The 20,427-nt window shown below is 64.3% G+C and carries 27 protein-coding genes; 12 read left to right on the forward strand and 15 right to left on the reverse strand.

Translation table 11 applies throughout. The features are described 5' to 3' along the window. Positions 1-83: 83 nt before the first annotated feature. From JMN22_RS26635 to JMN22_RS02140, 10 genes are all read left to right on the forward strand, one after another. A complete protein-coding gene (locus JMN22_RS26635; protein WP_198796915.1) occupies positions 84-977 on the forward strand; it encodes an FHA domain-containing protein in 894 nt (297 codons plus the stop codon). Further along, entirely contained in the window at positions 977-2,332 is a 1,356-nt protein-coding gene (locus JMN22_RS02100; protein ID WP_198796914.1) for a FliI/YscN family ATPase, read from the forward strand. Before JMN22_RS26635 ends, JMN22_RS02100 begins: the two co-directional genes overlap by 1 nt. Beyond that, entirely contained in the window at positions 2,319-2,738 is a 420-nt protein-coding gene (locus tag JMN22_RS02105; protein WP_198796913.1) for a hypothetical protein, read from the forward strand. The genes JMN22_RS02100 and JMN22_RS02105 overlap by 14 nt, the downstream gene beginning before the upstream one ends. Next, complete coding sequence (locus tag JMN22_RS02110) at positions 2,731-3,300, forward strand: type III secretion system HrpP C-terminal domain-containing protein (RefSeq protein WP_206768528.1); 570 nt, start codon at positions 2,731-2,733, stop codon at positions 3,298-3,300. The genes JMN22_RS02105 and JMN22_RS02110 overlap by 8 nt, the downstream gene beginning before the upstream one ends. Then, positions 3,297-4,397, forward strand: coding sequence for a type III secretion system cytoplasmic ring protein SctQ (gene sctQ, locus JMN22_RS02115; RefSeq protein ID WP_198796912.1), 1,101 nt, complete (start codon positions 3,297-3,299; stop codon positions 4,395-4,397). The genes JMN22_RS02110 and sctQ overlap by 4 nt, the downstream gene beginning before the upstream one ends. Next, positions 4,394-5,047 carry a type III secretion system export apparatus subunit SctR gene (sctR, locus tag JMN22_RS02120; protein ID WP_030138406.1) on the forward strand — a complete coding sequence of 218 codons (654 nt, stop codon included), beginning with the start codon at positions 4,394-4,396 and terminating at the stop codon, positions 5,045-5,047. The genes sctQ and sctR overlap by 4 nt, the downstream gene beginning before the upstream one ends. A 9-nt stretch (positions 5,048-5,056) precedes the next feature. Continuing rightward, positions 5,057-5,311, forward strand: coding sequence for a type III secretion system export apparatus subunit SctS (gene sctS, locus JMN22_RS02125; protein WP_030138405.1), 255 nt, complete (start codon positions 5,057-5,059; stop codon positions 5,309-5,311). After that, on the forward strand, positions 5,311-6,108 hold the full coding sequence (gene sctT / locus JMN22_RS02130; protein WP_030138404.1) for a type III secretion system export apparatus subunit SctT: 798 nt from the start codon (positions 5,311-5,313) through the stop codon (positions 6,106-6,108). Before sctS ends, sctT begins: the two co-directional genes overlap by 1 nt. 15 nt (positions 6,109-6,123) lie before the next feature. Beyond that, positions 6,124-7,224, forward strand: coding sequence for a type III secretion system export apparatus subunit SctU (gene sctU / locus JMN22_RS02135; RefSeq protein ID WP_198796911.1), 1,101 nt, complete (start codon positions 6,124-6,126; stop codon positions 7,222-7,224). Between the two features lie 117 nt (positions 7,225-7,341). After that, positions 7,342-7,851 (forward strand): type III effector, encoded by a 510-nt coding sequence (locus tag JMN22_RS02140; RefSeq protein WP_198796910.1) that lies wholly within the window; start codon positions 7,342-7,344, stop codon positions 7,849-7,851. 129 nt (positions 7,852-7,980) lie between these two features. Here the strand turns inward: JMN22_RS02140 and JMN22_RS02145 are convergent, their stop codons facing one another. The 14 genes from JMN22_RS02145 to JMN22_RS02210 all read right to left on the reverse strand — a co-directional run bounded on the left by JMN22_RS02145 (position 7,981) and on the right by JMN22_RS02210 (position 17,757). Next, the gene (locus JMN22_RS02145; RefSeq protein WP_030138401.1) at positions 7,981-8,430 is read right to left on the reverse strand and encodes a type III secretion system chaperone; all 450 of its coding nucleotides are present in this window, start codon (positions 8,428-8,430) and stop codon (positions 7,981-7,983) included. 70 nt (positions 8,431-8,500) lie between these two features. After that, positions 8,501-8,878 carry a hypothetical protein gene (locus JMN22_RS02150; protein WP_030138400.1) on the reverse strand — a complete coding sequence of 126 codons (378 nt, stop codon included), beginning with the start codon at positions 8,876-8,878 and terminating at the stop codon, positions 8,501-8,503. A gap of 6 nt (positions 8,879-8,884) precedes the next feature. After that, positions 8,885-9,094 carry an HrpT family type III secretion system protein gene (hrpT, locus tag JMN22_RS02155; protein WP_198796909.1) on the reverse strand — a complete coding sequence of 70 codons (210 nt, stop codon included), beginning with the start codon at positions 9,092-9,094 and terminating at the stop codon, positions 8,885-8,887. Beyond that, positions 9,091-11,241: a type III secretion system outer membrane ring subunit SctC gene (gene sctC / locus JMN22_RS02160; RefSeq protein ID WP_033864418.1), complete on the reverse strand. Its 2,151-nt coding sequence runs from the start codon at positions 11,239-11,241 to the stop codon at positions 9,091-9,093. The genes hrpT and sctC overlap by 4 nt, the downstream gene beginning before the upstream one ends. Next, a complete protein-coding gene (locus JMN22_RS02165) occupies positions 11,234-11,659 on the reverse strand; it encodes a type III secretion system chaperone (RefSeq protein WP_198796908.1) in 426 nt (141 codons plus the stop codon). The genes sctC and JMN22_RS02165 overlap by 8 nt, the downstream gene beginning before the upstream one ends. Continuing rightward, positions 11,646-11,870 carry a type III secretion protein gene (locus JMN22_RS02170; RefSeq protein ID WP_030138396.1) on the reverse strand — a complete coding sequence of 75 codons (225 nt, stop codon included), beginning with the start codon at positions 11,868-11,870 and terminating at the stop codon, positions 11,646-11,648. The genes JMN22_RS02165 and JMN22_RS02170 overlap by 14 nt, the downstream gene beginning before the upstream one ends. A 257-nt stretch (positions 11,871-12,127) precedes the next feature. Beyond that, positions 12,128-12,709: a type III secretion system stator protein SctL gene (sctL, locus tag JMN22_RS02175; protein ID WP_198796907.1), complete on the reverse strand. Its 582-nt coding sequence runs from the start codon at positions 12,707-12,709 to the stop codon at positions 12,128-12,130. Continuing rightward, on the reverse strand, positions 12,687-13,274 hold the full coding sequence (locus JMN22_RS02180; RefSeq protein ID WP_198796906.1) for a hypothetical protein: 588 nt from the start codon (positions 13,272-13,274) through the stop codon (positions 12,687-12,689). Before JMN22_RS02180 ends, sctL begins: the two co-directional genes overlap by 23 nt. Further along, positions 13,271-14,146 (reverse strand): type III secretion system inner membrane ring lipoprotein SctJ, encoded by an 876-nt coding sequence (gene sctJ / locus JMN22_RS02185; protein ID WP_198796905.1) that lies wholly within the window; start codon positions 14,144-14,146, stop codon positions 13,271-13,273. The genes JMN22_RS02180 and sctJ overlap by 4 nt, the downstream gene beginning before the upstream one ends. Before the next feature lie 13 nt (positions 14,147-14,159). Then, positions 14,160-14,534, reverse strand: coding sequence for a type III secretion system inner rod subunit SctI (sctI, locus tag JMN22_RS02190; protein WP_030138392.1), 375 nt, complete (start codon positions 14,532-14,534; stop codon positions 14,160-14,162). A gap of 28 nt (positions 14,535-14,562) precedes the next feature. After that, positions 14,563-15,492 (reverse strand): type III secretion protein, encoded by a 930-nt coding sequence (locus tag JMN22_RS02195; protein WP_030138391.1) that lies wholly within the window; start codon positions 15,490-15,492, stop codon positions 14,563-14,565. Positions 15,493-15,550: 58 nt separating this feature from the next. Then, a complete protein-coding gene (locus tag JMN22_RS02200; RefSeq protein WP_030138390.1) occupies positions 15,551-15,760 on the reverse strand; it encodes a hypothetical protein in 210 nt (69 codons plus the stop codon). Between the two features lie 92 nt (positions 15,761-15,852). After that, on the reverse strand, positions 15,853-16,776 hold the full coding sequence (locus tag JMN22_RS02205; RefSeq protein WP_198796904.1) for a sigma 54-interacting transcriptional regulator: 924 nt from the start codon (positions 16,774-16,776) through the stop codon (positions 15,853-15,855). A gap of 405 nt (positions 16,777-17,181) precedes the next feature. Then, a complete protein-coding gene (locus JMN22_RS02210) occupies positions 17,182-17,757 on the reverse strand; it encodes a DUF6436 domain-containing protein (protein WP_198796903.1) in 576 nt (191 codons plus the stop codon). Between the two features lie 107 nt (positions 17,758-17,864). Between JMN22_RS02210 and JMN22_RS02215 the strand changes: the two genes are divergently transcribed. Continuing rightward, entirely contained in the window at positions 17,865-18,812 is a 948-nt protein-coding gene (locus JMN22_RS02215; RefSeq protein ID WP_198796902.1) for an alpha/beta hydrolase, read from the forward strand. 96 nt (positions 18,813-18,908) lie between these two features. Here the strand turns inward: JMN22_RS02215 and JMN22_RS02220 are convergent, their stop codons facing one another. Continuing rightward, positions 18,909-19,652 carry a DUF2059 domain-containing protein gene (locus tag JMN22_RS02220; RefSeq protein ID WP_198796901.1) on the reverse strand — a complete coding sequence of 248 codons (744 nt, stop codon included), beginning with the start codon at positions 19,650-19,652 and terminating at the stop codon, positions 18,909-18,911. A gap of 141 nt (positions 19,653-19,793) precedes the next feature. Here JMN22_RS02220 and JMN22_RS02225 point away from each other — a divergent pair, with 141 nt between their 5' ends. After that, complete coding sequence (locus JMN22_RS02225) at positions 19,794-20,426, forward strand: 2OG-Fe(II) oxygenase (protein ID WP_030138385.1); 633 nt, start codon at positions 19,794-19,796, stop codon at positions 20,424-20,426. Position 20,427 lies beyond the last annotated feature (1 nt).

A 20,427-nucleotide genomic window follows, 5' to 3' on the forward strand; every position in this document is an offset into this window, starting at 1 on the left:
GTGACAGTGGACGAGGGCCGCCCGTGCCCCGTCGTTCAAGCGGATTGTCGGCGCACTTCGGTCGCGCCTTGAGGAAATTGGCCATGTTCGAGCTACGCGTATTGAGTGGTCTGCACCGGGGGGCGGCATTGCCGCTGGTGGGTGAGCAATGGGTTGTCGGGGCGGCGGAAGACGCCGATCTCGCGCTCTACGACCCAGGCATCTGCGGGCGTCACGCTGCCGTCAGCCTAGTCCAGGGCCAGTGGCTGCTGGCGTCGCTGGAGGGCGTGGTTTGCAACGGACAAGGCCAGCCTTGGGCCGCGACCGAGCCTTTGCCAGGCAATACACCTTTTTCCATCGCCGGCGTCTGGTTGTGCCTGGCCCCGGCCGATCAGCCTTGGCCTGAAGAAGCGGCACTGGATGATGCTGCGCACTTGACGGCGGACCGTGACACCCAAAAAACCGCGGCACGGCCGTCGTGGCCCAAGCGCCTGGGAATCGCTGCGGCGGTGATCACCGTCGCCTCCAGCGCGTGGGCCTTTACCAGCCAACCGGCACCGACGGTAGCGCCCAGTGCGGCGCAGCAGCACAAGCCGGCCAAGGCTGCATTGGACACAGTGGAGGCGGTTCGCCTGGAGCTGGATCGCATGCTCCAGGAGCGCGACCTGGATGCCAATGTCCGGGTCGAGGTCCAGGACGGTCGGCTGGCGCTGGTGGGCGAGCTGCCGCGCCAGCGCCTGGCGGTGGTCGAGCGGCTGATGGAGCGTTTCCACGCTCGCTACGCTACGTCAGTGGAGATCACGGCCAGCGTCAAGGAACGGCTGACGCAACTGCCGTTCCAGATCGCCCAGATCGTCGGCGGCAAGCGTGGTCACGTCGTCACCTCCGATGGTCGCCGGCTGTTCCTCGGCGATCAGATCGACGGTCTGCGACTGACCGCCATCGACAGCGGCAAAGTCACTTTCGAAGGCGAGCAGCGCTACGAGGTGACGTGGTGATGCACACAGCCATCGCCCGATTGGAGACCTGGGAAGCCGGGCAGCGGGCACGCCTGCGCCGATTCGCGCCGGTGATGGTGCGCGGACGGGTGCAGCGGGTCAGCGGGATCTTGTTGCAGTGCCGGCTGCCGGGGGCGCAGATCGGTGACCTCTGCCAGGTCGAGCGTGACGGGCGTGAGCCATTGCTCGCCGAGATCGTCGGCTTCGACCAGCACGACGCCTTGCTCAGCGCCTTGGGTGGCCTGGAGGGTGTTCGCGTAGGTGCGGCGGTGGAGCCGCTGGGCATGCCGCATCGGGTGACCGTCGGCCCGCAGTTGCTGGGGCAGGTGCTGGATGGCTTTGGCCGGCCTTTGCTTGAAGATGGCGTAGGCGCGTTCGCCGGGCCTCAAGTGCCGGAGGCCTCGCAAGTGATCGGCGAAGCCCCGCCGCCGACCGCACGGCCGCGCATCCAGCGACCGTTGATGACTGGCGTACGCGCCATCGACGGCGCGCTGACGCTTGGCGAAGGCCAGCGGGTCGGGCTGTTCGCCGGCGCCGGTTGCGGCAAGACCACGTTGTTGGCGGAGATCGCCCGCAACGTTGAATGTGATGTGATCGTTTTCGGGCTGATCGGCGAGCGCGGGCGCGAGCTGCGGGAATTCCTCGACCATGAACTGGATGATGAACTGCGGGCCCGTGCAGTCCTGGTGTGCGCCACGTCCGACCGTTCCAGCATGGAACGCGCCCGCGCGGCATTCACCGCCACGGCCCTGGCCGAGGGTTTTCGTGCCCGGGGCCAGCGGGTCTTGCTGCTCATCGATTCGCTGACCCGGTTCGCCCGCGCCCAACGGGAAATTGGCCTGGCGGCGGGCGAGCCGTTGGGGCGGGGCGGCTTGCCTCCTTCGGTGTACAGCCTGTTGCCGCGCCTGGTGGAGCGGGCGGGGTTGAGCAATGACGGGGCGATCACCGCGCTCTATACCGTGCTCATCGAGCAGGACTCCATGAACGATCCGGTGGCGGACGAAGTCCGTTCGCTGCTCGACGGCCACATCGTCCTGTCGCGCAAACTCGCCGAGCGCGGTCATTACCCGGCCATCGACGTGCTTGCCAGCCTGTCGCGAACCTTGGCCAATGTGGCCGAGGCCGAGCACCTGCGCGCGGGCATCAATCTGCGCCGCTTGCTGTCGGCCTACGATCAGATCGAGCTGATGCTGCGCCTGGGCGAATACCAGGCCGGCGCCGACCCCTTGACCGACCTGGCGGTGGAGTCGCGCGGTGCCCTGGACGCATTCCTGCGCCAGGACCTGCGCGAGCCCGAGCCGTTTGCGTCGACGCTCGCCCATCTCCAGCAGTTGACCGCTTATGTCCCGGGCTGATCTGGATGCCCTGGCGCCGGTGCGTCGGCACCGCGAAGCGCAAGCCGAACGGGCCTGGCGCCAACAGCGCGACCTGTTGCGCGAGCGCGAAGCAGCGGTCGTCGCCGCGCGGGCGCGCTGGCAGGCCGCGAGCGAGCAGCAGGCGGCACAGCGCGAGGCGTTATACGGCGAGCACCGTGGCCGCGCGCTGAGCGTCTGCGAACTCAACGCCTGGAGCATCGAGGAGCGACGCTTGATCGGCGAGTTGGCCGAGCAAGCGCAGGCCTTGCAGGCGCTCGACGACGAACAGGCGCAACAGGCACGCGACACCGAAGCTGCCCTGGAGCGCCTGCAAGGGCGCAGGCGTGACCTGGAAAAGCTCAGCGCAATGATGGATTACCTGGTGGAGGTCTCCGGTGATGAATGAACGCTCTGTGCACGGTGGACCGTCGCCCCATGGCGCCCCTGCGGCGGCCCCTGTTCGTCACGCGCCGAATGCGTATGAGCAACCGCTTGCCCAAGTGAGCCGGCCCAGTCGCCCAATGGCGCGCGAGCCTTTGCCTGCCACCGGGCGCGACCCCGAGGTGACGGCAGAACGCAGCGACGGCTACTGGTTTCGCCAGTGGGTCGATGCGCCACGGGGCGGCTCCGAGGACGACATGGCGGGCACCGGCTCCCTATCGGGATTGGTGAATCTGGAGGGTGGTGAAGTGGAGGCATTTGTCGATCAGCTCTCGCCACGCCTCCAGGCCACCCTCGACCAGCAACTGGACCTGCTGCTGCACCTTCCTCATCTGGGCCGGATCAGGGTGACTGCCCAGCGGCTGGGCGGGACGTCCGGCTGGGACATCGGCCTGAGCGGCGAAAGCGAAGAGACGCGCGCGCGGCTGTCGAGTCGAACCGGGCGCCTCGAAGAGGCACTGGCCCAAAGCCTGGGCCAACCGGTGGTGGTGCGCGTGACCCACGAAGAAGAGGCGAGCGTGACATGAGCGTACAGGCTTTGGCGCTGCCACCGATGAGCGGCGATGACGCCGTCGCCCGGCAGCGATTGGGAACGGGCGTCAGCTTGTCTTTCGAGGTGGCGGGCGAGACGGGCTTGCTGGAACTGACCCTGGACAGCGGCGCCGTGGGAGGCGGGTCGTGTTTGCTCGAGTGCACCCATGGCGTCTTGGCGCTTGACGAGCCGGGGCCGCTGCTCAGCTTGTTCGGCGAATGTCCGGTGGTCCTGCCGGCCGAGCCTGGGCCGGACGATGCCTGGTTCTGGGCGCTGTTCCAGCAGACCCTGAGCGAGCCGCTGCGCCAGGCGTTCGGTTTTCTCAAGCCAACCACCGGCCCCGCGGTCCGGGGCATTCCCTGCCGGCTCGAAGCACGGCTGGGCGCGGCCCATGCGACGGGTCACCTGGAACTGGCTGGGTCGACCTTGCTGGGATTGCTTCGCGCAGGGCCTTGGCAGCGGCGGACAACACCGGTGGACGATCATTTTGCGCTGCACGTTCCATTGCCGCTGGGGCACCTGGTGCTGGCGGCCGGGCAGGTGTCGGCGTTGCGCCCCGGTGACGTGCTGGTGCCGGAAACCGCCTTGTTCGACCCATCCGGCCAAGGGCAGGTTCGCCTCGGCCGGCACTGCCTGCGGGTCGGGGTGTACAGCCGCTCCGCGCCGTTGCGCCTGACCTTGCTCGCTCTGGAGGAGACCGATATGAGTACCACCGCTGACACCGATATCCTGACCCCCGACTGGGACGATACCGCCCGCTACGAACCCGACGCCGAGGTGCCCACAGCAGCGGATTTCGCGGCGCCCGACGATGCCGATGCTCAAACCGCAGAAGCACCGATGCACGGGCCTGCCGCCACAGGCGAGCGCTTCGGCGACTTGCCCCTGGCGCTGACGATACGCTGCGGTCACTTGAGCCTGACCCTGGGCGAACTGCGCAACCTGGCGCCCGGCGCGGTGCTCCAGGTCCAGGGCGTGGCACCGGGTGCGGCGACGTTGTTCCATGGTGAACGGGCCTTGGCCCAGGGTGAACTGGTGGACGTCGAGGGTCGGCTCGGCCTGCAAGTCACTCGCGTGGATGTGGCTGGATGAGCTTCCAGGGGGTCGACCCCTTTCTGCTGGCGCTGTTCATCGGCGGGATCTCATTGGTTCCGCTGCTGCTGATCATCTGCAGCGCCTTTCTCAAGATCGCCATCGTGCTGACCATCACCCGCAACGCCATCGGCGTGCAGCAGGTGCCGCCGAACATGGCGCTCTACGCCATCGCCCTGGCCGCGACGCTGTTCATCATGGCGCCGGTCGGTCACAACATCGCCGAGCAACTGAAGGAGCAGCCGCTGGATTTCAGCAGCACCGAGGCGCTGCAGGGCTCGGCCTTGAACGCGGTCAAGCCGTTGCAAGCGTTCATGTCGCGCAATACCAACCCGGACATCCTCACCCATCTGCTGGAAAACACCCAGCGGATGTGGCCCAAGGAGCGCGCCGAGCAAGCCAGTCGCGATGACCTGATGCTGCTCATCCCGGCCTTCATGCTGTCGGAGCTCGAAGCGGGTTTCCAGATGGGGTTCCTGATCTACATCCCGTTCATCGTCATTGACCTGATTGTGTCCAACCTGCTGCTGGCGCTCGGCATGCAGATGGTCGCGCCGATGACCATCTCGTTGCCGCTCAAGCTGCTGATCTTCGTGCTCGTGCAGGGTTGGACGCAGTTGCTCGACAGCCTTTTCTATTCCTACCTTTGAGGGCCTGCGATGGACGCGCTGACATTGTTCAAGGAAGGCATGCTGTTGGTGGTGCTGCTGTCCGCGCCGCCCTTGATCGTCGCGGTGATCGTTGGCGTGCTGACCTCCCTGGTGCAGGCGTTGATGCAGATCCAGGACCAGACCTTGCCGTTCGGGATCAAGCTGGTGGCGGTGGGACTGACCTTGCTGGTCACCGGTCGCTGGATTGGCGGCGAGCTGCTGGGGCTGTTGCGCCGGGCATTTGAAATGATGGCCAGCACCTGATGACGGCCCAGGCGTTCGTCCCGTATTTCGACTTGCTGCTGTCGATCGCCCTCGGCATGGCGCGCATTTATCCGGTGGCGTACCTGGTCCCGGTGTTCTGCTTCCAGCATCTGCGAGGCTTGCCGCGCCATGCCGTGGTGTTCGCCCTGGGCATGCTGCCCGCGCCGGGTATTCGCCAGGCGTTGATCGACGCACAGGCCGACTGGCTGACCCTCGGCGGGCTGATGTTCAAGGAGGTGCTGCTGGGCTTGCTCCTGGGTGTGCTGCTGGCGATGCCGTTCTGGCTCTACGAATCGGTAGGGGCCTTGCTCGACAACCAGCGCGGCGCGCTCATCGGCGGGCAATTGAATCCGGCCCTCGGCACGGATACGACGCCCTTGGGCCATCTGTTCAAGGAAATGACCATCCTGTTGCTGGTCGCCACCTTGGGCATCGGCACGCTGACCCAGGTGATCTGGGACAGCTACCTGGTGTGGTCGCCCACGGTCTGGTTCCCGTTGCCCGGCGCGGATGGCTTTGGGGTGTTTCTCGGGCTGCTCGGCGAAATGTTCATGCACATGATGCTCTACGCCGCGCCCTTCATCGGCTTGCTGTTGCTGGTGGAGTTCGCCCTGGCCTTGCTCAGCCTGTACAGCCCGCAGTTGCAGGTGTTCGTCCTCGCCATGCCGGCCAAGAGCCTGGTCGGCCTGGGCTTCCTGCTGTTCTACCTGCCCACGTTGTGGGACGCGATGACCGGCCGTCTCAGCCGATACGGGGAAATCCGCCATCTGCTGCATCTGTTGATACCGGCGCCCTGAAGGAGGGGCTCGTTCATGAGCGAAGACAGCGGCGAAAAGACCAAGCAGGCGACACCGAAGAAAATCCGCGACGCGCGCAAGAAGGGTCAGGTCGGCCAGAGCCAGGATTTGAGCAGCCTGCTGGTGCTCACGGCAATCACCGAAGTGGCGTTGACCCAGGCCGACAGCAGCATGCAGGCGCTGGGCGACATGGTCGCGTTCCCGCTGCACCGGTTGGACGTTGACTTCGTGCGCGCCTTCGAGGAAACCCTGGCCCACGCCGGCGGGGTGTTGCTCAACTTCACCTTGATGACCGTGGGGTTGGCCATTGCCACGCGGCTGATCGCCGGTTGGGTACAGTTTGGCTTCCTGTTCGCGCCCGAGGCCCTTCAACCTGATCCGAACCGTCTGAATCCGCTGAACCAGGCCCAGCAGATGTTCTCCGCCCAGGCGCTGATCCAGTTGTTCATGGGCCTGGTCAAGGCAGTGTTCATCGCCAGCGTGCTTTACCTGGTGACGATGCCGGCCCTCGGCTCGTTGATCAGCCTGGTCAATGGCGACCTGAACGGGTATTGGCGCGGGCTGGCCGGCCTGTTCCGGCACATCATGCACATCTGCCTGGGCGTGTTGCTGGTGCTGGCGATCCTCGATTTCGGCCTGCAGAAATACTTCTTCGCCAAGCGGCTGCGCATGAGCGAAGAGGAGGTGCGCAAAGAGTTCAAGGAAATGGAAGGCGACCCCCACGTCAAGATGCACCGCCGCAGCCTGGCCCGACAGTTGATCGACCAGCCCGCCAGCCAGGAAACCAAGCCGGTGGAGGAAGCCGACATGTTGGTGGTCAACCCGACTCACTATGCCGTCGCGTTGTTCTACCGTCCCGAGCAAACACCGTTGCCGCAGTTGATCACCAAAGGTGTCGATGCCGATGCCCGCGCGCTGATCGAGCGGGCCAAGGCTACGCGCGTCCCGGTGATCCAGTGCATCTGGCTGGCGCGAACGATCTACCGCGAAGACGTTGGCGGTTATATCCCGAGGGAAACGCTCCAGGCCGTCGCGCACATCTATCGGGTCCTGCGCGAGCTGGACGACGAGGCCAAGGGCGAGGTGATCGAAATTCCGGAATTGAACCTGCGTTGAGGCCAATGGAACCGATGCGTACGCGGGCGCCACTCAGGTAGTGAGTCGGACTCGCCCGGACGATGCCGGCTTGCCAACCGTGCGCATTGCACGCCCATCGACTCGAGGAGATTTTCCATGCCTGAACCCAATCCGCTGTCCATAAGGGGCACCGGTGCCCTGCATGGCGCCGAAGGTTTGCACTCATCGCGCTCACCCTCGTTGAGCCAGCAACCTCGCGACGCCCAGCAGCGCACCGGCACCCAAAGCCTGCATGGGCTTGGACGTTCATCATCGGTCCCCCCTGCGGTGCACCAACGTGGCCGGCCCCGCACTCGGGGCGCGAACCGCACGGCGGCGTCCGACGATCGGCCGCTGGATGACACGCAAAGGTCCAGCTCCACGCCACCGTCTCGCACGCCCGACTCGTTCATGAGCGAGATGGAGACCCGTCAGAAAGCGCTGATGGAAAAGCAGTTCCAGATGCAGATGGGAATGGAGGAGCGTCAGAGCACCATGGTGCTGGTCAAAAGCTCCGCCGACATGGCCAAGTTGATGAGCGATACGGTGACGGAGGTGACCAAGGGCTTCATGGACAGCGCCAGGAAAGTCATGCAGGAGGGCGGTGAAGCGATGAAGCTTCGGTAAGGACCGCAATGGCCCAGCAGAAACACCCCGTGGCGAGGGAGCTTGCTCCCGCTTGAGGGCGAAGCCCTCACAAAAAACGGGTCTGCTGCGCAGCCCAGCGGGAGCAAGCTCCCTCGCCACGTTCGTTGTCTAGACCAGCCGGGCACGGCTCGCGTTGAGCGAGGCTGGACGTGAAGCCGTGGGTGCTGCGGATGGCATCCAGCGTGTACGCACCTCGCCGACCTGGCCGATGAAACCCACGACCCAATGGCAGAACTGCGCTTCGTCGAGCATCGACAATGGGCAGTGGGCACACAAGCGAACGGTGCCCTTATCGTCCAGGGCCAGCCAACTGCCGGCGAGCAAGTCCAATCGAAAGTTGAGCTCCAGCAAGCGCTTGTGCAGGCCGGGCATATGGGCTGGCACGTCGACCGCGCAGTGGAGGATGGCGAGATCGCCATGTTCGGGCAGCTCGATGACCACGGCTTCGCGGTTGCTCGCGTCATACAACGCACAGACGCCGCCCTCCAGCTGAAGGTCCGCATTCAAGTGTTCCGCTAGGGCCGCGATCAGGCGCTGGGCGATGGGTGGAGCGGTCATGGAAAATCTCCTCAACAAAAAATCATGAACCCTCGCCACAGGTGAGCCAGATCCGTGGCCAGGCAGCTCGTTAATAAGCCACCGAATAATCGTCGAGGTCTTCCAGGCCCAGCAGCGCCAACTGCCGGGACTGGATCTCGTCGAGCATTTGCGACGATATCGGTGATTCCGGCAGGGCCTGCCAAACCACCAATGCGCGCTGCGGATCAAGAAACAGGAACAGCTGCGCGTAGTCTCCCGGCTGGGCGAAACGTCGTTCGAGCGCGTGCTGCATCTGGTTCGCCCGCAGCGCCTGGCTGTGCACTTGCAAGGCCAGCCCCACGCTGTGGGGTTCACGTCGCAGGCAGAACTCGATGCCCGGGGCAATTTCCCAATACGTCGCGATGCCGGCGATGATGTTTTTCTGAAAAGCCTGGCGCGTGCTTACGCTGTGTACCGAAAAAGACATACCGTTTCAGTTCTCCAGTGGAACGACCGTGTGGTCGAGCGGGTGTTCAGGTGAACCCAGGCCGCCGCGCATGCCCGGCGACCACCAGATCACCAGCCGGCCGGTGTCGGGTTCGGCGCGGTCGCAGGCATCGCCCTGGCAGCCCCAGCGGCTTGCGCAGCCGGCAAACACCGGCAGGCTCAGCAATAAGATGAGTAGCTTCAGCGTGCGACTCATGGCGTGGTCCTCGCACTGGTTTGCAGGAGAGAAGAGCGTCCGCCGCCTGGCGTGCGCTTGGGTTGTTTCATGACGACGAAGACTTCCGTTTCTTCGCCCGGCTCAAGCCACACCTTCGGCCAGGCGGAAGCGGCCAGCGTCCAGCGGGTGCTGCAGCTCGCCTCGTCGAAGCGCAGCCGATGACTGCCCTCGTTGCGCACCACGCCCACGGCGATTCCGTAGTCGGGGCCGGCGAACCATTGGGCTCTCGTGGCGTCCAGGGACAAGCCAGGCTGCAACGCACACAGCGTGTCGGGTGAATAGGGGATCGAGGCGGCCTGCTTGAACGTCGCCGGGATATTGCCGTCGGCCAGTTGCGCGAGGACATCGCTGACCTCGACGCGACCGACGGGCCGCGTGCCGTTGCGCCGCTCTTCCAGGCGCGCCATGGCGCTGTCCACTTGTTCACGGTCAAGTGCGGAGATGTAGCGAGCCGGGTCGACCTGGTCACCGATCAGGCGGGGCGTGAGGATGAACACCCGTTCGCGGCGACTGGTCTCGCGCGTGGTCGAGGAGAACAGCAGCGGTCCGATCAGCGGGATACGCCCCAGCCACGGCACGCGCTCAAGGTTGTCCCCGGTTTCTTCGGTATGAAAGCCACCCACCACCAACGAGCGGCTTTCACCCATCACTGCCTGGGTGCTGACCACGCCCCGGCGCACGCTGGGGGTCTGTTGGCCGACTTCCGAGGGTTCGATGCGACCGTCCTCGATGTCCAGGGACATCTGGATCTGGTTGCGGCCACCGGTTTCGATGGCGTGAGGCACGACCTGCAGGCTGGTGCCGGCCGTGATGGGCTCGACGGTGGCCACGCGTTCGCCGATGGCGGAGATGTATTCGGTCTTGCTGAAGTCGATGACCGCCGGCTGGTTTTCCAGGGTCAACACCGATGGATTGGCCACCACCGAGGCCAGGCCGCGACCTTCCAGGGCGCGCAGTTGCGCGGAGAAATCGCCGTAGTCCTGGATGAACACCGTCGAGCTGGCGCCGGGACGAATCATCGAGGCGCCGCCAATCAGGTCGCCGCTTTCAACGTTCCAGTTCGACGCCAGCTCGGCCAGTTGGGTGCGGTCGATGTCGAGGATGATCGCGTCAATTTCCACGAGCTTGCGCGGCACGTCCACATCACGGATCAGCGGTGTGTAGATCTCCCGCCGTTTGGGTGAGTCGTAGATGAGCACCGCGTTGTTGCGCACGTCGGCTTCGACGCGGATCCGGCCGCGGCCGCCGCTGCCCCCGTTCCCGCCGGGCTGCACGCGGTTGGTGTTCGGACGCCCCATGCCGTTCAACGCCAATTGCTCGATGTTGCCCATGCTCATGGATTGCTGGGTCTGCATGTTCTGGAACGCCGCTTGGGGCGAGGCCGCCTGCATCCCGCCCGAAACGGCGCTGCGGCTTTCCAGCAAGCCTTTGAGGATGGTCGCGACCCCGGGAATCACCAGCGTATCGCCCCGGTACTTGACGCTGCGGTCGGCGGCGGTGGCGTAGCGCAGCGGGAAGCTGATCACTTCCTGCTTCTCTTCCGGTGTCTTGCGTGCTTCGGCGAACTGCGCCACCAGGCGCACGTAGCGCTCCGGGCCGGAGACCAGGACCACGCCTTCGTCGGGCAACTCGCCCCAACCGAAGCGCGGGTCCAGCAGGCCGATGTCGATCAAGGCTTGCTTCATGTCCGGTGCCGCGTCGGCGGACACTTCCAGGCGCTTGGAGTCCTGGTTCTGCAACGGGCTGACGTACAAGGTGTTGCCGTACATGAACCACTGGAAGCGATTTTCCAGGCCGAGCCGATCGAGGAACGCCTGGGGACTTTCAGCGCGCATCCGGCCATCGACGGTGCCTTTCACGGTGCCGTCGAGCACCAGTTGCACGCCGAAGGTGTTGGCAAAGTCGCCGAGTACCTTGGGCAGTGGCGTGTTCTGGGCATCGTAGGCGTACGGCGTGTTCTTCCAGTCGGTCGGTACTGCCGCCTCTGTCGGCATGCCCGCGCCCAGCGCGCCGGCCAAGGCCAGGGCGAGCAACGAGGCTTTCGTCCAACGACGCGCGATCGACCGGCGAAGAACTGCCTTGCCAGCGGACAACGAAGGGTACGGTGCAAGCCACCTGTTAGGCATGGCGGATTCCTGTTCCGAGCAAGTGAAAGTGCGAGGGACGTTGCGCGACGGCGCGTGGGCTTTTATGAAGGGCCGACTGCCAGGTGTCCCGCTGGTTGAGCAATGCTTCGAGCGTTTCGAGCAAATCGTCGAGGTGTGCGTCCTGGGCCAGGTGCGCCAGTAGCCATAACCGGTCGTCCTGGGGCGAACGGGCCAGCGCACCGGGAAACCGCGAGAGGCTCGGGTGCGCCAGCCGCAGGACGTCTTCCAGGGACGCTTCGTTGCCCAGCGCGACGTTCAACTCGACCGACACCAGCAAGCCGGCTTCGAGCGTGCTGAAAACCGCTTCGCCATCGTCGACGACAAGGGCGAAATGCTCGGGGCCATCGACGCTGGCGCGCCAGCGGGCGAGCTGTGTGCGCAGCTCATGGCATTGCATCGATGATCGCCTTGGCGAGGTTGTGGTGGGCGGTGGTCTGTTGAGTGGCCGCGTTCACCGCGACCGACATGCCGTTCATGCTGGTGAAGAACGAATGCATGTCGTCCAGTGATTGGCTCTCTGCGGCATTGATCGCCGCGTTGTTGACGTTATCGGTGGCGCGCTGGAAGTAGGTGTCGAGGCGGCGCTGCAAGGCATCGATAGAAGACATGGACGGTTCCTCCGAGATAGGCGTATTCACCGGATGAGTGGTGGTTACGCCAGTGGCGGTTCCGCGAAAAGCGAGGAAAAAGATCGGAGGGGAGGCATGAGACTCTTCAGGGGCGCGCAATCCCCGTGGCGAGGGAGCTTGCTCCCGCTGGCCTGCGAAGCAGGCCCCTATTTGTTCGGCGATAAATCGCATTAGCCGGTTTTACGACTGCTGCGCAGCCGAGCGGGAGCAAGCTCCCTCGCCACGGGATCGTGGTGCTACCGCTGCGGTTCAGGCAGGCGCAACGCGTTGACGGCTGTTTCCCAATCGAGCAGGAACGTCCCCCCCGGCGTTTCCAGCTTCAGTTGGTGGACCTCCAGGTTGGCGTCCGCGACGGGCGTCCAGGGACGTTCGCCTGCCGCGCCCAGGTTTTGCGCCAGGCGCGCCAGGTCATCGGGATGGCAGCGAAGGGTGGCCTCGATCGGGTCGTCCTGGCGGGTCGCAAGCTGACGCACGAGCGCATCGATCCGTGCCTGCTCCGGGACATCGTCCAGTAGCGTCCCCAGGGCCTCGTTGACCAATTGCGCGGCGCTGGTCTCGATTCGTTCCCACATGGCCTGGCGCTGGCTTTCCCAAGCGGCAAGCACGGTTTCGGCGTTCTCCCAGAATCGGACTTGAGCCTCGATCACTGCCGCGTCGGCCTGCTCGGCGGCGTGTGCGATCAACTGCGCGGCCTGTGCCTGGGCGTGTTCGAGTACGGCCTGGGCACGGCCACAATCCACCAGGGTTTCGTAAGGGATGTAAGGCTGTTGCAAGCCTCGACCTTCGGGGCGTAATTCAAGCGAGCGCCGGGCGAGCATCGTGCATCTCCGTTTGGGTGGTCGCTGGCGCCAGGCTTTGCTCGGCTTTCCAGCAGGCGGACTGCCAGAGCGTGTTGAGCTTGGCGACGGGCGGCTGTGGGGTGGGCTGCGATTCGAGGGCGACGATCCGGCTGCGAGGAAAGGCCAGGCGCACCCGCTCCCAGGTCCGCTCCTCCAGCCAGGCGCGCAGCAGTGCGAGCGAATCCAGGCCCTGTTCGAGCCAATGGCCAGGACGCAGTGCCTTGGCGGTGCGTTCGCACCAGGCCTGATCCTGTGGGGAAAGCTCGTCGGATACCGTTAGCGGCGAGCACGTGTTCGCCACCAATTGACAAGCAAGGTGCAGGGTTCGGGGCGTGCCGCAACACAGCGAAAGCACCGAAGGATCGGGCGGGGGTGGCGTGCAGGGCGTGATGCCAAAACGGCGCGCCAGTGCGGCATGATGCCCTCGCGCCAAGGCGTCCAGTTGGGGGGCGGTCAACAGGCGAAGGGCTGGCGGATACCAGTCCCGATCGGCCTCGCGCCACGCAAGACTCCACCAGCGAACCCAATCGAGCGTCGCGTTCATGCCGCCGTCCCGTTGTTGTCAGGCTTGGCCCCCGGGGATTTCACTGCGAACAGGGACGGTGTCGCGCCGCTCGGTTGCGGCGCCGGCGTTCCAGCCTTGCGATCGAGAAAACGCGGCAACACCAGCACGCCGTTGCGCCACAACCGATAGACGCCATACAAGACGCCCGCCAAGAGCGCGAGCAAGGTGACGCTGGCCGCAACGGTCACGGCGCGCCAATAACCGACGTCTTCGGCCTGCATGAGGAACGGTCCGAAATACGCCATCTTGCGCCGCTCCTGATAAGCCGCGGCGGGCACGAAGACCACCGACAGCTTGGCCGGGTTCTGGGCCGCGTCGGCCATGCCGGGGATCCCGCTGGCGACCAGGTTGCGCACGCGCGGCGTGATGCTGTCGGGATCCAGGGCGCTGGTGTGCTTGATGAACACCGAGGCCGATGCCGGTTGGACCGGCTCGCCTGGCGCGACCCGTTCCGGCAGGACCACATGGACCCGGGCGAGCACCACGCCATCGATTTGCGACAGCGTCGATTCGAGCTCCTGGGACAGTGCGTAGATGTAGCGGGCGCGCTCTTCCATCGGCGTTGAAATAACCCCTTCCTTGCGGAAGATCTCCCCCAGGCTGGAGCGCGATCGGCGAGGCAGGCCGGCCGCTTCCAGCACCTGCACGGCGCTGTTCATGTCGGCCGGCTCGACCAGTACGGTCAGCCCGTCCTTGTCGACCTGCTTGCTGGCCTCGACATTCTTGTTCGCCAGTTCGGCGATCACTTCATTGGCATCCTGCTCGGAGAGATGACTGTGCAGCGCGGTCCTTTCGTCGCAACCGGCGAGCAACAGGCACAGCACTAGAGATGAGAATGCGCGCATGAACATGACCGGCTTCCCTTTACTGGAGATTGGTGAGCTTCTCGATGGCCTGGGAGCCCTTGCTGACGATCTTCGCGGTCATCAGGCTCTCCAGGTGGAAGGACGACAGCGACCGGTTCGACTGCAACATGTCTTGCGGATCGGCGGTGCGGATGGCCTTGAGCATGTCGCGGTTGGCGCGATCATCCAGCCGCTGCAATTCGCCGGAGCGGCTGGACAGCGAATCGATGATCCTCGCCGCGACGTTGTTTTCGCTGTCGGGGACTGGCGGTTTTTCGTGCATCTGTGCGTTGAACCAGCTGACATCGCTGGTCTCGGCTCGCGCGTGGGGGCTGCCGCCGGGCTTGGCAGCGGTGGAGGCAACGCTGGTCGTGTCGAGGGCTTGGATGGTCATGGATTTTCTCCAAATTTCAGGGTGGGCTTCAGGCGTACATCAGCTTCAAGACGTTGCGAGCGCTACCGGTGACGCTCAGGTGGAACTCAATTTCTTCCCGGCTGCGTCGGCCGCGCCGCATCATCGGGGTGTGCTGGCCGGACAGGCGGGCGAGGGCGAGGTCCAATTCTTCCAGGGCAAGTTGGACCAACCGGGTTTCGCGAGCATCCAGGGACGCACCGCAGGCAACGCGTTCGGTCCATGTCCACTGCCCTGCATCGGGGCCTGTTGGTGATGGATAGCGCGTCGGGTGCTGGTCCATGAATCGTGCGACTTCGAACAGCAGGTCCAGGTCCTCTGGTTCATAGCGCGCCTGCCGTTCCTCTTCGTCGATGTCCAGCAGCGTCAGCAATTTCCTCCGGCCCAGGACCGCGATGATCTGCAGCAGCAGCGACAGGCTCGTGTCATGACGACTGCGCCGCGTGGCGTGGTCGCCCTCCATCTCCCAGGCGCCGAACAGCGCGCCACAGAACGGGTTATTGGCGTTGCCGAAATCGCTCTGGCTGTCGACATCGTTGTCGCCGATGGGCTGCCGGCGATGGGCGAGCATCTGCGCCAGGTCGTTGAACAAGTCTTCGTTGGAATAGGCGTCATCGATGTCGACGTCGAGTGTGGAGCCGGTGCCACCGTTGATCTCTTCAAGAATGTCTTCGAGCACCAGGTGCAGAGGCGCTTCGGTCTCTGCCGCCAGTCTGTCCTGCGGGCTGGGCAGGCCTGGCCGGGACTGGCCGCCTGTCGAGCCGTGCTCACTGCCCCATTGCACGAGCGATTCGCGCAGCCGGTTGCCCGCACCCGGCTGTGCCAGATGTTCGGCGAGCAGATTCGCCAGGCCCGCCGAGGTCGAGGTGGGGCGCTGCGTCGTGTCGTCGCGGGGCAAGTCCCTGGGAGCGTGAAGGCTGTCGGGCGTATGGATCTGCATAGGGCCTCCTCTCATCGCACGTGAGGTTCCCCGCCGGAGCGGGGCTGGAGCGAGAGGGTCAGAATCGTATGTTTTTCGACGCCTCCCCCATGGCGGTGATGGCCTTGGTCGCGCTGTCCATCGACTCCGCTGAAATGGCATTCATGGTGTCGGCGACCAGTTTTTTCTGGTCGAATTGGGATTTCATGGTCGTCATCGCCGCCGACGTGGCGTCCATCTGCTGCATGGCAGCCATGGAGGCGGCGAGAGAAGCTCCACCGAAACTCATAGTCGTATCTCCGGATTGTGGAATGGCGAGACGATCGTGAACGTCTCGACGGTTAAGTGGCGACCGCTACGCAAACGGTTCCACCGATCCACTCAACTCGAGGAGATTTGCAGGCACTTCATCCGGTAATACAGCGTGCGCCGGGCGATGCCCAGTTCAGCGATGACTTTGTCGATGCAGTGATGGTGACGGCGCATGCAGTCTTCGATGAGGATCTTTTCGAACTGCTGCAAGTGTTCCTTCAGCTTGAGCGTCGAGCTGTTGTGCTCCAGCTGCTCGGCGCGGGGCAGTGCCGGGAGGCCGAGCACGTAGCGCTTGGCGGCCGATTGCAACTCGCGAATGTTTCCGGGCCAGGCGTAGCCGAGCAACTGGCGCAGCAGCGCCGGCGACGGTGCGACATAGGGGCGGTCCAGCGCCTGGGCTTCGCGCCGCACGAGGGTCTGGAACAGCGGCACGATGCGCTCCTTGCGGCTGCGCAGCGGCGGCAACTTGAGGCTGATGATGTTCAGGCGAAAATAGAGATCCCGGCGAAATTCGCCACGTTCGACCATGTCCGCCAATGGGCTTTGGGCCGAGGCGATCACCCGCATGTCCACCGGGATGTTCTGGGTCGAGCCCAGCCGCTGCACCGTCCTCGACTCCAGGACACGCAGCAGCTTGGCTTGCAGCCCCAGCGGCATGCTGTCGATTTCATCCAGGTACAGGGTGCCGTTGTGCGCGGCTTCGACGAACCCCGCGCGATTCTGGCTGGCCCCGGTGAATGCCCCGGTGTTGGCCCCGAAGAGCTGGCTCTCCGCCAGGGATTCGGGAATGGCGGCGCAGTTGATGGCGACGAATTTACCGGGACGGCCGGACATGCTGTGGATCTTTTCCGCCAGGGTGTCCTTGCCAGTGCCGGTTTCGCCGCGCAACAGCACATCGACCCCTAGCGGGGCCACGCACTGGGCAAACGCCTCAAGGTTGAGAGCATCCTCTTTGGTGGGAGTGGAAAGTGCAGCGCATAGCAACTTTTGCATCACTGACGATTCCATTTTTTGTTTGGTTTAGGAGGGTCGACAAGTAAAACGATGAAAAGGCGTGTACAACTTCCTCGATATATAGCGCCGCCGCGCAACCGAATAGGTGATCAACATCTGCTGTACGGGTTTAGAGAAGCGATTAAAGAAAAGTTCACGTAGGGGCGGCGGTTGTTAATCGATTCAGCTCGACGGTCGAAGCGCCTCGAAAACCGCTGAGCAACCCGGCTGGCCTGGGGCTTGAAGGCAAAAAAGAGGCGTATCGGGCGCGCTTGGGAAAATTGGATCCGACAAACGGTTCAGCTAAAACGGTCACTTTGAGCAAGAGCTCTAGAAAAGAGCAAGTGCTCAACTTCGCGCGGCTAGGCTGGGCATCTTGCCAATACGTATCGTAGTTTGATTAGATCAATTCGAAGTCGACCATGTGCAATAACAGCCCACCGCGAGCGTATGGGTCGCGTTAACTTCCCGGTTAACACTTAGTGCTTCGAGAATCGGTTCGATAAAGCTGTTGCTCGAGTTGCACGTCAAGCCCTCGCTGTAAGGCCCGAAATACGCCAGCTTGCCAGCGCGGTCCCAGATCGCCACCGCGGGACTGGCAGGAATCTGCCCCGAGCCGGGCAACGCGGCCAGGGGCTTGAGGTGGGTCAGGTTGGTGGGTAGGTGGCCTTGGCTGCCGGTTTTCTGAACCGCATAGAACTCGACCCCTTGGGCTGAGTATTTGTCGATCAGCTCGGAAAGGTGCTGCTGGTTGCCGACGTTGCACGGGCAGGCCGGATCCCAGAAATGCACCAGGCGGATCGCGCCGGGGCCGGCCAGGTCGGGAGGCAGGCGCAGAGGATCGCCGGAAAACACCGCGGTATGCTGGCTGAACGCCCGAAGGAAGCGCCCCTGGAACCAGTCATAGGCGAACCACAGCACGGCGGCGCACCCGAGGGCGATAAGGCTGGCAAGCAAGGTCGTGCGGTGGGACGAGCGCATGGAGTCGATCCTCTGAAGCGGCGTAGCTTGCCATGCCTGGCGCGACAGATGAATATCGCAGGCTCATAAAGCCTGTTTCGCGCGATGCGCTTTTGCCTGGACTCTTGATGCCTGCCTCTTTCGACCCCGATCAACTGCGCGCCAGCCTGCAACCGCTGGCGCAATGGCAGCCCCTTTCTGCGCAAGCGCAGGCTTATCAGCGCTTCTATGGGCTGGATTTCCCGACACGTACCTTGCGCCGAGGCCTGGGACGGTTCGAGCGCGCCGGGTATGAGTTGGTAGGCCAGGTGTGGTGGCCGGAAAAAGCCGTGGCGACCTTGTTCCTCTTTCACGGTTATTACGACCATATGGGGTTGTATCGGCATCTGATCGAGTGGGCTCTGGACCAGCAATTCGTGGTCATCAGTTGCGATCTGCCGGGCCATGGCCTGTCGGGTGGAGAGCGCGCCAGCATTGGCGATTTCGCCGACTATCAGGCAACGCTGCAAGGCCTGCTGGCTGAGGCCGGAACGGCGGATTTGCCGCAACCCTGGCACCTGTGCGGACAAAGCACCGGCGGGGCGATCGTGGTGGACCATGTGCTCAACCAGGGCGCGCAAAGTCCGGCCCAGGGCCAGGTCATCCTGTTGTCGCCCTTGGTGCGACCTCGGGCCTGGGGCTGGTCACGCCTCAGTTATTACCTGCTCAAGCCGTTCGTGACCGGCATTGCCCGGCGCTTCAGCGAGAACTCCACCGATCCGGATTTCCTGCCATTCCTGCAAGCCGACCCACTGCAACCGCTGCGCCTGCCCACCGCGTGGGTCGGCGCGCTGGCGCAATGGATCAAGCGTATCGAGGCGGCGCCGAGCAGCTCGCGCCAGCCGCTGATCGTGCAGGGGCAGGCGGACATGACCGTGGATTGGCGGCATAACCTGCAGGTGTTGCGCGGTAAGTTCGACCGGCCGCAAGTGTTGATGCTGCCCGAAGGACGGCATCACTTGGCGAACGAGGCGCTGGAGATTCGGCAGGAGATGTTTGGGTTCTTGACCAAGCGGATGAGCCGGGATCGGCGGTGACTGGGCTACCGTCAATCGCGAGCAAGCTCGCTCCCACAATGGAACTGTGCATTCAGTCCCTGTGGGAGCGAGCTTGCTCGCGATAGCGGTGCTGAACTACTGCCCCAGGTTCTGCCCCACCGCCAACCCCGCCCGAATCGCCGCCAAGGCGGCTTGGTAATACGCCTGCCCCTCGGCCGACTCGGCGAAGGTGGCGAACTCTTCCAGCTCGGTGTCGCTCAGGTCGCGGTAGACGTACAGCAGCGTGTTGCTCAGGTCTGCGCCGATCTGGTCCATCAGGCGCTGGCGCTGGCCGTTCAGCATGCCTTGGGCCTGGCCGCCGCCCAGCAGGCCGGGAATCATCGAGCTCAGGCTGTCGGCGGCCACGCCGGCGATCGCCAGGCTGACTTCGGCACCCGCTTCACGGGCGGGCAGCGCCTGGGCCAGGTGGCCGATGATCAGCAGGCGGTTGTCGCTGGCTTGCATCTTCGGCAGGCCCTTGGCGTTCTTCGCCAATTGATCGCGGCGAGTGGCAAGCAGTTCGGCAGCGACGACTTTACGGCCCAGCGGCGTCTGGAAAAAGCTCAGGGCTGGGTTCGGGTCGGCCAGTTTCTTGCGCAGTTGGGCCTCGGCCCGTTGATCCATGGCCTGGGGCGCGAAACGCTGATTGCTGTTGTTCACCAGCGCCTGGAACACCGCCGGCGGCAGGCTGCTCTGGTAACGCTGCTGCGCGGCGCTCAAGGCGTCATTGAAATGCGCCCGCTGTTCCGGCCAGCCGGCGACCTTGTACAACTGGTCGTAGCTGTCTGCCCAGGCGGGCAAAACGCAGAACATCAACAGTGAGAAAAGCAAACGGCGCATAGGGACTCCTGTCAGCAGCGGACTATTCTCCGTGGGGTACGGGAACTTGTCGAGAATTCGTATCAAGTTCGTACGGCGGTGCTACCTGGGCGTGGCTGATCTGCTGCGCGGCGCTGTCGGTTTTGCAGGCACAGGAATACTATGCGCGCCATGCAAATACCTTCTGATCATCCGTTGCTGTTACGTATCGTCGACGACCTGGCCGAGCGCGGCTGGTCGCAGCAGAACATCTTCCTGCCGGATGCGCTGACGCGTGCCTTGGCGGCTGAATGCCGCCAGCGCGCCGTTGAAGGCGAACTGGCCCCGGCCGCCGTCGGGCGCGGGCCGTTTTCCGAGATTCGAGAGGGTATTCGGGGTGATCGCATCCAGTGGATCGAGCCTGGCCAGGTCGACGCCTGCGATCGTTACCTGGCGCTGATGGACAGCCTGCGCGAGGCCTTGAACCGTGGGCTGTTCCTGGGCCTGGAGGATTTCGAAAGCCACTTTGCCCTGTATCCGCCGGGTGCGTTCTATCTCAAGCACGTCGACCGATTCCGGGATGATGACCGGCGCATGGTCTCGGCGGTGCTCTATCTCAACGACGCCTGGTTGCCGGAACACGGTGGTCAATTGCGCATGTACCTGGATGACGGCGTGGAGCATGACGTGGTGCCCACGGGCGGCTGCCTGGTGGTGTTTCTCTCCGGGGACATTCCCCATGAAGTCCTGCCGGCCACCCGTGATCGCCTGTCGTTGACCGGTTGGTTCCGGCGTCGCGGCAACGAGTTGTTCTGAA

Source organism: Pseudomonas sp. HB05, assembly GCF_016756915.1.
GTDB classification, from domain to species: Bacteria; Pseudomonadota; Gammaproteobacteria; order Pseudomonadales; family Pseudomonadaceae; genus Aquipseudomonas; species Aquipseudomonas alvandae.

What these genes read in the sequence shown, in the direction of transcription:
- JMN22_RS26635 (WP_198796915.1), top strand. Translation starts at nt 84, where the DNA reads ATGTTCGAGCTACGCGTATTGAGTGGTCTGCACCGGGGGGCGGCATTG.
- JMN22_RS02145 (WP_030138401.1), bottom strand. Translation starts at nt 8,430, where the DNA reads ATGACCGCTCCACCCATCGCCCAGCGCCTGATCGCGGCCCTAGCGGAA.
- JMN22_RS02200 (WP_030138390.1), bottom strand. Translation starts at nt 15,760, where the DNA reads ATGAGTTTCGGTGGAGCTTCTCTCGCCGCCTCCATGGCTGCCATGCAG.
- sctC (WP_033864418.1), bottom strand. Translation starts at nt 11,241, where the DNA reads ATGCCTAACAGGTGGCTTGCACCGTACCCTTCGTTGTCCGCTGGCAAG.
- sctU (WP_198796911.1), top strand. Translation starts at nt 6,124, where the DNA reads ATGAGCGAAGACAGCGGCGAAAAGACCAAGCAGGCGACACCGAAGAAA.
- sctJ (WP_198796905.1), bottom strand. Translation starts at nt 14,146, where the DNA reads ATGTTCATGCGCGCATTCTCATCTCTAGTGCTGTGCCTGTTGCTCGCC.
- hrpT (WP_198796909.1), bottom strand. Translation starts at nt 9,094, where the DNA reads ATGAGTCGCACGCTGAAGCTACTCATCTTATTGCTGAGCCTGCCGGTG.
- JMN22_RS02210 (WP_198796903.1), bottom strand. Translation starts at nt 17,757, where the DNA reads ATGCGCTCGTCCCACCGCACGACCTTGCTTGCCAGCCTTATCGCCCTC.
- sctL (WP_198796907.1), bottom strand. Translation starts at nt 12,709, where the DNA reads ATGCTCGCCCGGCGCTCGCTTGAATTACGCCCCGAAGGTCGAGGCTTG.
- JMN22_RS02105 (WP_198796913.1), top strand. Translation starts at nt 2,319, where the DNA reads ATGTCCCGGGCTGATCTGGATGCCCTGGCGCCGGTGCGTCGGCACCGC.
- sctI (WP_030138392.1), bottom strand. Translation starts at nt 14,534, where the DNA reads ATGACCATCCAAGCCCTCGACACGACCAGCGTTGCCTCCACCGCTGCC.
- JMN22_RS02225 (WP_030138385.1), top strand. Translation starts at nt 19,794, where the DNA reads ATGCGCGCCATGCAAATACCTTCTGATCATCCGTTGCTGTTACGTATC.
- sctQ (WP_198796912.1), top strand. Translation starts at nt 3,297, where the DNA reads ATGAGCGTACAGGCTTTGGCGCTGCCACCGATGAGCGGCGATGACGCC.
- JMN22_RS02170 (WP_030138396.1), bottom strand. Translation starts at nt 11,870, where the DNA reads ATGTCTTCTATCGATGCCTTGCAGCGCCGCCTCGACACCTACTTCCAG.
- sctR (WP_030138406.1), top strand. Translation starts at nt 4,394, where the DNA reads ATGAGCTTCCAGGGGGTCGACCCCTTTCTGCTGGCGCTGTTCATCGGC.
- JMN22_RS02110 (WP_206768528.1), top strand. Translation starts at nt 2,731, where the DNA reads ATGAATGAACGCTCTGTGCACGGTGGACCGTCGCCCCATGGCGCCCCT.
- JMN22_RS02140 (WP_198796910.1), top strand. Translation starts at nt 7,342, where the DNA reads ATGCCTGAACCCAATCCGCTGTCCATAAGGGGCACCGGTGCCCTGCAT.
- JMN22_RS02215 (WP_198796902.1), top strand. Translation starts at nt 17,865, where the DNA reads ATGCCTGCCTCTTTCGACCCCGATCAACTGCGCGCCAGCCTGCAACCG.
- JMN22_RS02180 (WP_198796906.1), bottom strand. Translation starts at nt 13,274, where the DNA reads ATGAACGCGACGCTCGATTGGGTTCGCTGGTGGAGTCTTGCGTGGCGC.
- JMN22_RS02205 (WP_198796904.1), bottom strand. Translation starts at nt 16,776, where the DNA reads ATGCAAAAGTTGCTATGCGCTGCACTTTCCACTCCCACCAAAGAGGAT.
- sctS (WP_030138405.1), top strand. Translation starts at nt 5,057, where the DNA reads ATGGACGCGCTGACATTGTTCAAGGAAGGCATGCTGTTGGTGGTGCTG.
- JMN22_RS02150 (WP_030138400.1), bottom strand. Translation starts at nt 8,878, where the DNA reads ATGTCTTTTTCGGTACACAGCGTAAGCACGCGCCAGGCTTTTCAGAAA.
- sctT (WP_030138404.1), top strand. Translation starts at nt 5,311, where the DNA reads ATGACGGCCCAGGCGTTCGTCCCGTATTTCGACTTGCTGCTGTCGATC.
- JMN22_RS02165 (WP_198796908.1), bottom strand. Translation starts at nt 11,659, where the DNA reads ATGCAATGCCATGAGCTGCGCACACAGCTCGCCCGCTGGCGCGCCAGC.
- JMN22_RS02220 (WP_198796901.1), bottom strand. Translation starts at nt 19,652, where the DNA reads ATGCGCCGTTTGCTTTTCTCACTGTTGATGTTCTGCGTTTTGCCCGCC.
- JMN22_RS02100 (WP_198796914.1), top strand. Translation starts at nt 977, where the DNA reads ATGCACACAGCCATCGCCCGATTGGAGACCTGGGAAGCCGGGCAGCGG.
- JMN22_RS02195 (WP_030138391.1), bottom strand. Translation starts at nt 15,492, where the DNA reads ATGCAGATCCATACGCCCGACAGCCTTCACGCTCCCAGGGACTTGCCC.